8 protein-coding genes and 2 pseudogenes are annotated in these 13,269 nt (G+C 70.1%); 6 read left to right on the plus strand and 4 right to left on the minus strand.

Annotated elements, in window-relative coordinates; translation table 11 throughout:
* The first annotated feature begins 127 nt into the window (after positions 1-127).
* On the plus strand, positions 128-2,638 hold the full coding sequence (locus tag AB6A66_RS13570) for a copper-translocating P-type ATPase (protein WP_371056304.1): 2,511 nt from the start codon (positions 128-130) through the stop codon (positions 2,636-2,638).
* A gap of 12 nt (positions 2,639-2,650) precedes the next feature.
* Here the strand turns inward: AB6A66_RS13570 and AB6A66_RS13575 are convergent, their stop codons facing one another.
* From AB6A66_RS13575 to AB6A66_RS13585, 3 genes are read right to left on the minus strand one after another with little or no spacing between them, the layout of a single operon-like run.
* The gene (locus tag AB6A66_RS13575) at positions 2,651-4,330 is read right to left on the minus strand and encodes an ABC transporter ATP-binding protein (RefSeq protein WP_371056305.1); all 1,680 of its coding nucleotides are present in this window, start codon (positions 4,328-4,330) and stop codon (positions 2,651-2,653) included.
* On the minus strand, positions 4,320-5,240 hold the full coding sequence (locus AB6A66_RS13580; RefSeq protein WP_371037163.1) for an ABC transporter permease: 921 nt from the start codon (positions 5,238-5,240) through the stop codon (positions 4,320-4,322). The genes AB6A66_RS13575 and AB6A66_RS13580 overlap by 11 nt, the downstream gene beginning before the upstream one ends.
* The gene (locus AB6A66_RS13585; protein ID WP_371056306.1) at positions 5,237-6,217 is read right to left on the minus strand and encodes an ABC transporter permease; all 981 of its coding nucleotides are present in this window, start codon (positions 6,215-6,217) and stop codon (positions 5,237-5,239) included. The genes AB6A66_RS13580 and AB6A66_RS13585 overlap by 4 nt, the downstream gene beginning before the upstream one ends.
* Positions 6,218-6,380: 163 nt before the next feature.
* On the opposite strand from AB6A66_RS13585, the gene AB6A66_RS13590 reads away from it, so the two are divergent.
* Complete coding sequence (locus AB6A66_RS13590) at positions 6,381-7,982, plus strand: ABC transporter substrate-binding protein (RefSeq protein ID WP_371056307.1); 1,602 nt, start codon at positions 6,381-6,383, stop codon at positions 7,980-7,982.
* A gap of 75 nt (positions 7,983-8,057) precedes the next feature.
* Here the strand turns inward: AB6A66_RS13590 and AB6A66_RS13595 are convergent, their stop codons facing one another.
* Complete coding sequence (locus AB6A66_RS13595; protein WP_371056308.1) at positions 8,058-9,311, minus strand: aminotransferase class V-fold PLP-dependent enzyme; 1,254 nt, start codon at positions 9,309-9,311, stop codon at positions 8,058-8,060.
* A gap of 446 nt (positions 9,312-9,757) precedes the next feature.
* On the opposite strand from AB6A66_RS13595, the pseudogene AB6A66_RS13600 reads away from it, so the two are divergent.
* The 4 genes and pseudogenes from AB6A66_RS13600 to AB6A66_RS13615 all read left to right on the plus strand — a co-directional run.
* Positions 9,758-9,994: pseudogene (locus AB6A66_RS13600) on the plus strand (amidohydrolase family protein); the annotation flags it as partial.
* Between the two features lie 73 nt (positions 9,995-10,067).
* Positions 10,068-11,387: pseudogene (locus AB6A66_RS13605) on the plus strand (amidohydrolase); the annotation flags it as partial.
* A gap of 69 nt (positions 11,388-11,456) precedes the next feature.
* Positions 11,457-12,467: an SDR family NAD(P)-dependent oxidoreductase gene (locus AB6A66_RS13610; RefSeq protein WP_371056309.1), complete on the plus strand. Its 1,011-nt coding sequence runs from the start codon at positions 11,457-11,459 to the stop codon at positions 12,465-12,467.
* A gap of 12 nt (positions 12,468-12,479) precedes the next feature.
* Positions 12,480-13,262: a YdcF family protein gene (locus AB6A66_RS13615; protein WP_371056310.1), complete on the plus strand. Its 783-nt coding sequence runs from the start codon at positions 12,480-12,482 to the stop codon at positions 13,260-13,262.
* Positions 13,263-13,269: the final 7 nt, after the last annotated feature.

A 13,269-nucleotide genomic window follows, 5' to 3' on the forward strand; every position in this document is an offset into this window, starting at 1 on the left:
GGGCCCGCGCGGTCCGCCAGGCGCCTGCCGTCCTTCCCGTGTCGTCCGCGCCCACCGCGGGCCCGTTGACATTCCAGTCACTGGAAGCCCCATCTATGGCTCGAAGACGAAGCCGGAAGAGGGCACCATGACGAGCACCGAAGCGCTGACACTGTCGATCGATGGCATGAACTGCGCCTCCTGCGCGGGCCGGGCGCAGCGCGCGCTCGAGGCCGTGCCGGGCCTGTCGGACGTCAACGTGAATTTCGCCACCGGTCAGGCACGGCTGTCGGTCGCCGATCCGGCCACCGCTGCGGCCGCGGCCGACGCGCTCGAAGCCGCGGGCTATCCCGCCCGCACCGAGACGCGGACTCTCACCGTGGACGACATGTCCTGCGCGTCCTGCGTGGGGCGGGTGGAACGCGCGCTCGCGGCCGTGCCCGCCGTGCTGGAGGCGCGCGTGAACCTTGCCGCCGGGACCGCGACCGTCACGATGCTCGAGGGCGCGGCATCCGCCGACGATCTCGTGCGCGCGGTGGCCGAGGCGGGATACGACGCCACGCCCGAGGACGCCGAGGCGCGCGAAAGCCGGGGCGCCCGCCGCGACGCGGAGGCGTACCAGACCGGGCGCCGTGCGATCCTGGCCGCGGCGCTCACGCTGCCGGTCTTCCTGATCGAGATGGGCGGCCACGCGATCCCCGCGATCCACCATTTCATCGGCCAGACGATCGGCCACCAGGCCAGCTGGCTTTTGCAGTTCGCGCTCGTGACGCTCGTGCTCGCAGGGCCGGGGCGCGGCTTCTACCGGCGCGGCTTTCCCGCCCTCATGCGCGGGGCGCCCGACATGGACAGCCTCGTCGCGCTGGGCACGTCGGCGGCCTACCTCTATTCCGTCGTCGCCACCTTCGCACCCGGGCTTCTGCCCGAAGGCGTGCGCGCGGTCTATTACGAGGCGGCGGCGGTCATCGTCACTCTCATCCTGGCGGGCCGCTACCTCGAGGCGCGCGCCAAGGGCCGCGCCGGCGCGGCGATCGAGCGGCTTCTGGGGCTTCAGCCGCGCACCGCCCGCGTCTTGCGCGACGGCGAGGTGGAGGAAGTGCCCGTCGAACGGATCCGCGCGGGCGAGATCCTGGTGGTGCGCCCCGGCGAGCGCATCGCCACCGATGGCGAGGTGACGGAGGGCGGGGCGCGCGTCGACGAAAGCATGATCACCGGCGAGCCGGAGCCCGTCGGCAAGGGCCCGGGCGACACCGTCACCGGCGGTACGGTGAACGGCACCGGCAGCTTCCGTTTCCGCGCGACGCGGGTGGGCGACGACACGACGCTGTCGCAGATCGTCCGCATGGTGGAAGAGGCGCAATCCGCCCGCCTTCCGGTACAGCGCCTCGTGGACCGCGTCACGCTCTGGTTCGTCCCGGCCGTGATGGCGGCGGCGGCGGTCACGGTCGCCGCGTGGCTGATCTTCGGCCCCGCGCCGGCGGTCACGATGGCGTTGGTGGCGGGGGTCTCGGTCCTCATCATCGCCTGCCCCTGCGCCATGGGGCTGGCCACGCCGACCTCGATCATGGTCGCCACCGGCCGCTCGGCGGAACTCGGCGTCTTCTTCCGCAAGGGCGACGCGCTCGAGACGCTGGGCGGCGCGAAGGTGGTCGCCCTCGACAAGACCGGAACCATCACCGAGGGGCGGCCCGAGCTGACCGACCTGATCCCGGCCGAGGGCGCGATGCGCGCGGAGGTGCTGGCCCTCGTGGCGGCGGCGGAGGCCGGGTCGGAGCATCCGGTGGCCGACGCGATCCTCAGGGCCGCGCGGGCCGAGGGGCTGCGCCTCGCCGACGCCGAGGGTTTCGAGGCCATCGCGGGCCACGGCATCCGCGCCCGGGTCGACGGCCGCGACGTTCTGGTGGGCGCCGACCGGCTGATGGCGCGGGACGGCATCGACACCCGCCCCCTCGAAGCGGAGGAGAAAAGGCTGGCCGAACGCGGGCGGACCGCTCTCTTCGCGGCCGTCGACGGACGGCTCGCCGGCGTTCTGGCCGTGGCCGACCCGGTGAAGCCGACGAGCGCCGCGGCCATCGCCGCGCTGCGCGCGCAGGGCCTCGAGGTCGCCATGATCACCGGGGACAAGCAGGAGACCGCCGAGGCCATCGCCCGCGAAACCGGCATCGACCGGATCGTGGCCGGCGTGCTGCCCGGCGGCAAGATCGACGCGATCGACGGGCTGCGCGCCGGCGGGCGCCGCGTGGCCTTCGTGGGCGACGGGATCAACGACGCGCCCGCGCTGGCCCATGCCGACGTGGGCATCGCCATCGGCACCGGCACCGACGTCGCCATCGAAAGCGCCGACGTCGTGCTGATGTCGGGCGACCTGGGCGGTGTCGCCACCGCCTTCGACATGTCCCGGCGGACGATGCGCAACATCGCCCAGAACCTCTTCTGGGCGTTCGGCTACAACACCGCGCTCATTCCGGTCGCGGCAGGGGTGCTCTATCCCGCCACCGGCCTTCTGCTGTCGCCCGCGCTCGCGGCGGGGGCCATGGCGCTGTCGTCTGTCTTCGTTCTGATGAACGCCCTGCGGCTCAAAAGGGTCCGCCCCGCGACGCCCGGCGCCGGGAACACCGCAAGGCCGCGGCCCGCCCCGCAACCCGCGCCGGCCGAATAGCGTTGCGGCGGGTCAGGCGCCCGCCGCCGTCTCGTCCTGCCCGCGCTCTTCGAGGAGATGGGTGAGCCAGTCCGGATCCATCTCGGGCACCGACGAGAGCAGGAGTTCGGTGTACTCGGCATGCGGGGGCGACAGGATGCGGTCCTTCAGGCCCTGCTCGACCACGCGGCCCTGATACATCACGACGATCTCGTCCGATATCGCCTCCACGGTCGCGATATCGTGCGTGATGAACAGATACGAGATGCCCCGCTCCTTCTGAAGCCGCATCAAGAGCTTCAGGATCCCCTCCTGCACGATCTGGTCGAGCGCCGAGGTAACCTCGTCGCAGATGATGATCTCCGGCTCGGCGGCCAGCGCGCGGGCGATGCAGATGCGTTGCTTCTGCCCGCCGGAGAGTTCGCCGGGAAGCCGGTCGTAGAACCCCGCGTCGAGTTCGATCTGCTCGAGCAGCTCCACCACGCGACGCTCGAGGGCCTGGCCCTTCAGCCCGTGGTAGAAGGTCAGCGGCCGGCCGATGATCTCGCCCACGGTCTGGCGCGGGTTCATCGCGGTGTCGGCCATCTGGTAGATCATCTGGATGCGGCGCAGCTGCTCCTTGTTGCGCTGCTTGAGTTCCGGCGGCAGCGCCTCGCCCTCGAACAGGATCTCGCCCTTCGAGGGCGGCAGCAGCCCGGTGACGACCTTCGCCGTGGTGGACTTGCCCGAGCCCGATTCGCCCACCAGCGCCACGGTGCGGCCGCGCGGCAGGTCGACGCTGATGTCGTGCAGCACCTGCACCATGTTGCCGTAGGCCGCGTCCACGCCCTGGATCGACAGGACCACGTCCTCGGACGGTTCGGCGGGCTTCCGAAGGCTCCGCACCGACCAGAGGCTTCGGGTGTAAGCTTCCTTCGGGTGCTCCAGCATCTCGCGGGTGGGCGCCTCCTCCACCTCCTCGCCGTAGCGCAGCACCTTGATGCGGTCGGCCATCTGCGCGACGACGGCGAGGTCGTGGGTGATGTAGATCGCGGCGGTGTCGAACTCGTCCACGATCCTGCGCATGGACATCAGCACCTCGACCTGCGTCGTCACGTCGAGCGCGGTGGTCGGCTCGTCGAACACGATGAGGTCGGGACGGCCCGACATCGCCATGGCCGTCATCACCCGCTGAAGCTGCCCCCCCGACACCTGGTGCGGGTAGCGGTCCCCGATCCTGTCGGGCTCGGGAAGCTGAAGCTGGGCATAAAGCGCCTTGGCGTCGGCGATGGCCTCGGCTTCGGTCTTGAGGCCCTCGCGCACCGCTGCCGCCACGGTCTGCTCGATCAGCCGGTGCGCGGGGTTGAAGGAGGCGGCGGCGGACTGCGCGACATAGGTGATCCGCGTGCCCCAGAGCTTGCGGCGCCTGCGTTCCGGCATCGCCAGCAGGTCCATGCCGTCGAAGCGCACCGAGCCACCCGCGAAGCGCACGCCGGAGCGCGCGAACCCCATGGCGGCGAGGCCGAGGGTGGACTTGCCCGCACCCGATTCGCCGATGAGGCCAAGCACCTCGCCGCGATGCAGCGTCAGGTCCACGCCCTTGATGATCGGGTTCCATTTCTCGTCCGCGAAGCCCTCGATCTTCAGGCCGCGGATCTCCAGCAGCGGCGCGCCATCCCGGTCGGGCGCGGGCGTGGCCTTGGCGTACGTCGTGTCGGAAAGCTCAGTGTTCATCGCGCAACCCGCTTGTCTTGTGAAGGAACCAGTCCACCACGAAGTTGACCGCCACCGTCAGCAGCGCGATCGCCGCCGCCGGCATCAGCGGGGTGAGCCCAGCCTTCAGATCGAAGCGCGCGAACTGGATGAGGTTCGCCGTCTCGCGCACCATCGTGCCCCAGTCGGCGGTGGGCGGCTGAATGCCGACGCCGAGGAAGGAGAGCGCCGCGATGGTCAGGAACACGAAGCAGAACCGCAACCCGAACTCGGCCACCAGCGGCGGCATGATGTTGGGCAGGATCTCGCGGCGCATCACCCAGGCGAGGCCCTCGCCCCGGAGCCGCGCCGCCTCCACGTAGTCCATGACCGCCACGCCCACGGCGACCGAGCGCGCCAGCCGGAAGACGCGGGTGGAATCGAGCACCGCGATGATGAGGATGAGCGACAGCGCCGAGGAGCCGAAGATCGACAGCAGCATCAGCGCGAAGATGAGCGACGGAATCGCCATGAGCACGTCCACGCCGCGGCTGATGACCTGGTCGAGCCAGGAGCGGTTGATCGCGGCGATCAGACCCAGCGACACGCCGATCGCGAACGCCAGAAGCGTCGTGATGAAGGCGATGCCGATGGTGTTGCGCGCCCCGTAGATCAGCCGGGTGAGGATGTCGCGCCCGATCTGGTCCGTGCCCAGCGGATGCTCCGCGCTCCAGGGCGCGTAGGACTGTGCCAGAACTTCCGCCTCGCCATAAGGGGCGAGCCACGGCGCGAAGATCGCCACGAACGCGTAGATCAGGATGATGCCGAGGCCCAGAAGGGCCGTCGGGGGGGCCTTGCGGAGCTCGATCCACATCCGTTCCCGGCGCGAGCGGCGGGTGCGGAGCTGAGCGACCTCGCCTGCCGCCGAGTAGCTTTCGGTCTGGTCGGTCATTTGGCGTGCAGGAGCCTCGGGTTGGTGACGATGCCGATGATGTCGGCGATGAGATTGAGAAGGATGTAGGTCGCCGCGAAGATCAGCGCGCAGGCCTGCACCACCGGGATGTCGCGCGAGCTCACCGCATCCACCATGAGCTGGCCGATGCCCGGGTAGACGAAGACCACCTCCACCACGACCACGCCGACCACGAGATAGGCGAGGTTGAACGCGATCACCGCGGCGATGGGCGCCCAGGCGTTGGGCAGCGCGTGGCGCAGGATGACGCGGCGCGGCGGCTCCCCCTTGAGGCGCGCCATCTCGATGTAGGGGCTGGCGAGCAGGTTGATGATCGCCGCCCGCGTCATGCGCATCATGTGCGCCACGATCACCAGCGTCAGCGTCAGCGCGGGCAGCGCGGCGGTGTAGACGCGGTCCCAGAGCGGCATGTCGCGGCCCACGTCGGCGAGGCTCGGGAAGACGGGCCAGAGCGTGCTGAGCAGCAGGATGAGGATGTAGGCCACGAAGAACTCCGGAAAGGAGATCGTGGTCAGCGTCGCGGTGCTTACCGTCTTGTCGTAGAGGCTGTTGCGCTTGAGCGCCGCGGTGATGCCGAGAAAGAGCGCGAGCGGCACCGCGATCAGCGCCGTCATGCCCGCCAGGAAAAGCGTGTTGGCCAGCCGCGGACCCACCAGATCGGCCACGTCGCGGGAGCGGTCGACGCCAGAGGACGCGCGCCCCGAGAACGACGTGCCGAGATCGCCCTGCGCGAGCGCGCCGACCCAGTCGAAATACCGGATCACCGGCGGCTGGTCGAGGCCGAGTTCCCGGCGGAAGGCCGCCACGGTCTCCGAGGTCGCCGCCTGGCCGAGCACCGCCTCGGCGAAGTCCCCGGGCAGCATCTGCACCGACGCGAAGATGACGATCGACACGATGAAGAGCGTGAGCAGGCCCAGCGCAAGGCGCTGAAGGACCGTCCGCAAGACCGGATGCATGGGCCGATATTCCCCTGTCTGCCAACCCGCGCCCCGCGCCGCGCCGCTTCGAAACGGGTTCTCTCGGCTGCGGGGCCTTGCTATGCTATCCGAGCAACGCGTCCCTGCCAACCTCGGCATCCGCGAAGAATATTTCTAAAGACAATATCCAGGGAGACGACACATGAAGGACCGTTTCATCGAACTGCAACGCGCGCGCCTGCGCCGGGGACGCCTTTCGCGGCGGGAGTTCATCTCGTCGCTGATGGCCGCCGGCGTGGTGCTGCCCGCCGCTGTCGGCATGGCCGACACGGCGATGGCGATGACGCCCAAGCGCGGCGGCGACCTCAAGATCGGGATGGGCCACGGCTCGACCACCGACAGCCTCGACCCGGCGACCTACGAGAACGGGTTCATGCTGAACCTTGGCTATCTCTGGGGCAACTCGCTGACCGAGGTGGCGCCGGACGGCACGCTGCGCGGCGATCTCGTCGAAGGGTGGGAAGCCACGCCCGACGCCGCGACCTGGCGCTTCCCGATCAAGCAGGGCGTGACCTTCCACAACGGCAAGACGCTGACGGTCGAGGACGTGATCGCCTCGCTCAACCACCACCGCGGCGAAGACACGAAGTCGGCCGCCAAGGGCCTGCTGGCGGACGTGATCGAAATGACGTCCGAGGGCGACACGCTCGTCGTCACCCTGGCGTCGGGCAACGCGGACTTCCCGTTCATCCTGTCGGACTACCACCTGCTGATCATGCCGTCGCAGGACGGCGCGATCGATCCCACCGCGGCCATCGGCACCGGGCCCTACAAGATCGAGACTTTCGAGCCCGGCGTGCGCGTGATCGGCCGGCGCAACGACGACTATCACGTCGAGGACGCGGCCTGGTTCGACACGGTCGAGATCCTGTCGATCGTCGATCCCACCGCGCGCCAGAACGCGCTCATGAACGGCTCGGTCCACCTGATCGACCGGGTCGACCCGAAGACGGCGAACCTCCTGGGCCGCGCGCCCAACATCTCGATCCTCGAGAAGACGGGCTACCTGCACTACACCTTCCCGATGCGGGTCACCATGGCGCCCTTCGACAACTACGACCTGCGGATGGCTCTGAAGCTGTCGGTGAAGCGGCAGGAACTGGTCGACAAGATCCTGATGGGCTACGGCAGGGTGGGCAACGACCACCCGCTGTCGCCGGCGGTGCCCTTCCACGCCGAGGGGCTGAACCAGCGCGAGTTCGATCCCGATCAGGCGGCCTTCCACTACAAGAAGTCGGGCCACAGCGGGCCGATCCAGCTCTCGGCCTCGGACGCGGCCTTCGCCGGCGCGGTGGACGCGGCGCAGCTCGTTGCCGCCTCGGCCGCGGAGGCGGGGATCACCGTCGAGGTCGTGCGCGAACCCTCGGACGGCTACTGGTCGAACGTCTGGAACAAGAAGGCATGGTGCGCCTGCTACTGGGGCGGCCGGCCGACGGCGGACTGGATGTTCTCCTCGGCCTACGTCGAAGACACCGAGTGGAACGACACCGACTGGCGCACCACCGAGGCCGCGCAGACCTTCAACGGCATCGTGGACGAGGCCCGCGCCGAGCTCGACCAGCAGAAGCGCGCCGAGCTCTATTTCGAGGCGCAGCGCCTGATCCACGACGACGGCGGCGCGCTGGTGCCGATGTTCGCCAACTACATCATGGGCGTCTCGAACGATCTGGCCTATGGCGAGGCGGTCGCGGCGAACTGGGAGCTCGACGGCGGCAAGGCGAGCCAGCGCTGGTGGATGGCCTGATCGCCTGAGACCGGTTCCGACCGATCCGAAACCACGCCCGGCGGCCAGCACCGCCGGGCGTTTTCCGTTCCGGCCTCAGGCGGCGATGGACTGCATCGCCGACAGGAAGCGCGCCACCTCGGCCACGCTGTTGTAGTGACACATCGAGACGCGGATGCAGTCGGCCTGGCCGAGCGGACCGAGGATGTTGCCGGAATAATGGTCGTCCTTGCGGATGTGCACGCGGATGCCTTCCGCGCCCAGCGCCGAGACGACCTCGGCCGAGGGCTTGCCCTCCACCCAGAAGCAGACGAGCCCCTCCCGCGCCGGGTTCTGCGCGCCGCCCACGATCCGCACCTGCTCCATCGCGTCGAGGCCCGGCAGGTTGTCCGCGCCGAAGAGCATCGCGTCGGTGAGCGCGCGCTCATGGGCGTGGATCGCCCCCGCGGCCGCTTCCAGCCGGGCGCGCGGCCCGGTTTCGCCCGACACCTGCCCGCCCAGCCAGTCGAGATAGCCGACCACGTCCGACAACGTGGCGTAGGCGCCGGTGTCGCGGGTGCCGAGCTCCCACTGCTCCGCCGGGCCGCCGACGAGGCATTCATGCGGCAGCGCCGCCAGCCGGTCGGAGAGCCACGCCACGCCGTAGCCGTGCCGCGAGAACATCTTGTAGGGCGAGATCGCATACCCGTCGACGCCCGCCTCGGAGAGGTCGATGGCGCCATGGGCGGCGTGCTGGATGCCGTCGACCACGATCACGCAGTCCGGCGCGACCTGCCTGATCGCGGCGGCGACGCCCGCGATGTCCACGCCCATGCCGGTGACGGGCGAGGTATGCACGATCGTCGCCACATGCGTTTCCGGCGTGAGCGCGGCGCGGTAGGCCTCGGGCCCCACGGTCCCCGTGGCGTCGTCGTGCGGCACGAGAACATGTGCCAGCCCGGCGTGCCCGGCCCAGTGCGCCGCCGCGCTCCGCGAGGCCGGGTGCTCGAGCGTGCTGCCCAGCACCTGCCCGCCGCCGGGCGCGGCCATGCAGGCGGTGCGGATCATGCGGAACAGCATCTCCGTCCCGCTTTCGCCGACGACGATCTGCCCCCCGGGCGCGTTCAGAAGCCGCATCATGTCCGCCCGCGCCGTCGCGATCACGCGCATGAGTTCCGCCGAGGCCGGGTTGTCGCGCCCCTGGTTGTCCGGGATCGCGGCGAACCGCGCGGAGGTCTCGGCCACCGATTTCAACGTGAGCGCGCCGCCCGCGTTCTCGAAAAAGACGCGCGGTCCGGTGAAGGGGCATTCCTCCACATGGGCGAAGCGCGCGCGGACCTCTGAAAGCAGTTCGGGCGGAAAGGCGGACATGCGGCAAGGCTCCTTCGGGTTGTCGTTGGCGGCCCTCGTGCCGGGCCGCCCGGCGGCGCGACCTCTTTGGGACGTCGGCGCGAGAGATTCAATTGCAGGATACATGCCGTTAGGTAAACTAAGCGCGGTAGCCGCGGGGGCTCGTGCCACAAACGGAACGAGGCCACCATGATCCACCGCGCGCCGCTCCTTTTCTCCGCCCCGCTCATGATTGCTACCCCCGCCTTCGCCCAAGAGGCGGCGGATCGAATCTTCCACGGCGGCCCCGTTCTCACCATGCAGGACGACCGGCCCCGCGCCGAGGCCATCGCGGTGCGCGACGGCGATATCCTCGCCGTGGGGACGGAGGCGGAGGTGATGCGCCACCGTGGCCCGGAAACCGATATGGTCGATCTCGCCGGGCGCGCTCATCCCCGGGCTTCGTGGACGCCCACGGCCATGTCTTCATGGTCGGGGTCCAGGCGCTGTCCGCCAACATGCTGCCCGCGCCCGACGGGGAGGTGAACGACATCGCCGCGATGCAGGCGGTGCTGGCGGAATGGGCGGGGAGAAACCCGGGTCGGGTGGATCGCGCCGGCCTAATCATCGGTTTCGGCTACGACGACGCGCAGTTCGCCCAACAGCGCCACCCCACCCGCGACGAGCTCGACGCCGTCTCGACCGAGCTGCCGGGGATCGTGATCCACCAGTCCGGGCACAGCGCCACCGTGAACTCCGCCGCGCTGGGAATCGCCGGCATCATCGCCGACACGCCCGGACCCGGCGGGCGGCGTGATCCGGCGCCACGAGGGCGGCGAGGACCCGAACGGCGTGCTGGAGGAGGTCGCCTTCTTCGGCGTGCTGCTCTCGCTCGTGCGCGATCTCGACGAGGACAGCGGCCGCGCGATTTTCCGGGCGGGCGCGGAGCTCTCGGCGAGCCACGGCGACACCACCGCGCAGGAGGGCCGGGCGAGCCCGTCCACCACGCGCATGATCCGGCATGTGGCGACCGAAGAGGGGATCGACATCGACGTGGTGGTCTATCCCGACGTGCTGATGGACCGCGATTTCATCGCCCGGACCGCCTCGGCGGACTACACCGACCGCGTGCGGGTGGGCGGCGCGAAGCTGACCATCGACGGCTCGCCCCAGGGCTTCACCGCCTGCCGCGACAGGCCCTGCTACCGCCCGCCCTCGCATCTGCGGGCGGGATACCGCGGCGACACGGCGCCCAGCGACGACCAGGTGTTCGACGCGATCGACTGGGCCTTCGCGAACGGGATCCAGATCCTCACCCACTCCAACGGCGAGGGCGCGAGCGACATCCTCATCGCCGCGATCGAGATCGCGACCGAGGCGTACGGGACGGGCGACCGCCGGCCGGTGCTGATCCACGGCCAGTTCCTGCGCGAGGACCAGGTGGATTCCTTCAACCGCCTCGGCGTGTTCCCCTCGCTCTTCCCGATGCACCCCTTCTACTGGGGGGACTGGCACCGCGAGCACACGGTCGGCCCGGCCGCGGCCGACAACATCTCGCCCACGGGCTGGGTGCGCCAGCGCGGGATGATGTTCTCCTCGCACCACGACGCGCCGGTGGCCTTCCCGGATTCCATGCGCATCCTCGACGCCACGGTGACGCGCCGCTCGCGTTCGGGCGACATCATCGGCCCGGACCATCGGGTGGACGTGACGACGGCGCTCAAGGCGATCACGATCTGGCCAGCCTACAAGCATTTCGAGGAGGACCGGAAAGGCTCCATCGCGCCGGGCAAGCTGGCCGATCTCGTCATCCTTTCGGAGGATCCCACCGCCGTCGATCCCGAAACGCTGGACCGGCTCACCGTCGCCGCGACGATCAAGGAGGGCGAGACGATCTACGAGGCCACCGCCGACGAGACGCGGCTGCGCTACCGCCCCGCCCGCGACGGCCACGACCCCTTCGCCGAGATGCTGCGACGCGCCGCCGTGACGATGGAGGCGCAGAGCGCCGCGCCCGCGCAGCGCCGCTTCGCGCGGCTCGCGGCGCAGGCCCCGCACAGCGGCGCCTGCGTGGCCGGCACCTTCGGCGCGGCGCTCATGGCCGGGGTCGAGGGCTGAACGCACCTGTTGCCGCATCCCGTCCTCTGGGCTAAGCCCGCAACGGTCAACGGGCAGGGAATTTCGGCGATGCGCGTCCTCGTCACCGGCACCGCCGGCTTCATCGGCTTCCATCTCGCCCGGCTGCTGCTGGAAGAAGGGGTGATCGTCCACGGGCTGGACGGGATGACCGATTACTACGACGTCGCGCTGAAGCGCCGGCGCCACGAGATCCTCTCGGCCATGGAGGGCTTCACCGCCACCGAGACGATGCTTGAGGACCGCGCCGCGCTCGATGCCGCGGTGGACGCCTTCGCGCCGGATATCATCGTGCATCTCGCCGCGCAGGCAGGCGTGCGCTACAGCCTCGAGAACCCCCGCGCCTACGTGGACGCGAACCTTACCGGCACCTTCAACGTGATGGAGGCCGCGCGGCGGCATGGGGTGCGCCACCTGATGATGGCCTCCACCTCGTCGGTCTACGGCGCGAGCACCGAGGTGCCCTATGCCGAGACGCAGAAGGCCGACACCCAGCTCACGCTCTACGCGGCGACGAAGAAGGCCACGGAAAGCATGGGCCACGCCTATGCCCATCTGTGGAACATCCCAACCACCATGTTCCGCTTCTTCACCGTCTACGGGCCGTGGGGCCGGCCGGACATGGCCTATTTCAAGTTCACCCGCGCCATGCTCGAGGGCTGCCCGATCGACGTCTACAATCATGGCGAGATGTGGCGCGACTTCACCTATGTGGACGATCTCGTGCGCGGCATCCGGCTGCTGATGGACGTGCCACCCGAAAGGCCCCCGAGCCCGGCGGCCATCGCGCCGGGCGACAGCCTCTCTCCGGTGGCGCCCCATCGCATCGTGAACATCGGCAACTCCACCAGCGTGAAGCTCACCGACATGATCGACGCGCTGGAATTCGCGCTCGGCGTGACGGCCGAGCGCAACTTCATGGACATGCAGCCCGGCGACGTGCCGGCCACCTGGGCGGACGCGTCGCTGCTGCGAAGCCTGACCGGCTATGCCCCCCGGACCGATCTCGCCGACGGTCTCGCGCGTTTCGTCGCGTGGTATCGCGCGTATTACGACGTCTGAGCGGGCGATCCGGTGGGTACCCTCTTCTTCGTCGTCTCGAAGATCGGCTGGGCGCTCATCCGGCCCGACACGATCCTGATCCTCGGCATCGCGCTGACCTTCGGGGCCGCGGCTCTGGGGCGAACCGGGGCCGCGCGGATCTGGGGTGCGTTCACGCTGGCCTTCGCGCTTGCCATCGCGGTGCTGCCGGTGGGGCACTGGACACTGCGCCCGCTCGAGGCCCGCTACCCGCCCGCGCCCACGCTGGCCGGGGTGGACGGGATCGTCGTGCTGGGCGGGGCCGAGCTGGCCCATCTGACCCGGCTCACCGGATTGCCCCAGACGAACGAGGGCGGCGAGCGTTTCGCCGAGGCGGTCGTGCTGGCCCGGCGCTTCCCCGAGGCGCGGCTGATGTTCACGGGCGGCAGCGGCGCGCTGCGCGACCTCGGCGAGCTGAGCGACGCGCAGGCCGGCGTCGCGCGCGCCTTCTTCCTGCGCCACGGAATCGAGCCCGGCCGGATCCTGCTCGAGACCGCCTCTCGCAACACCGCCGAGAACGCCGGGATGAGCCTCGCGCTCGCCGCGCCCGCGCCGGACGCGCGCTGGGTGCTGGTGACATCGGCCTGGCACATGCCCCGCGCGATGCGCAGTTTCGAGCGCGCGGGCTGGCCCGAGATGACCGCTTGGCCCGTCGATCAGCGCGCATCGCCGCGCCCGCGACTGCTGTCATGGGATTTCACGCGCCAGCTCGATCTTCTCGGGCGCGCGGTGCACGAGCGCGTGGGCCTTTTCGTCTACGGCATCACGGGGCGCTGAGGGCGGG

The organism is Rhodosalinus sp. K401 (genome assembly GCF_041365735.1).
Lineage (GTDB): Bacteria > Pseudomonadota > Alphaproteobacteria > Rhodobacterales > Rhodobacteraceae > Rhodosalinus.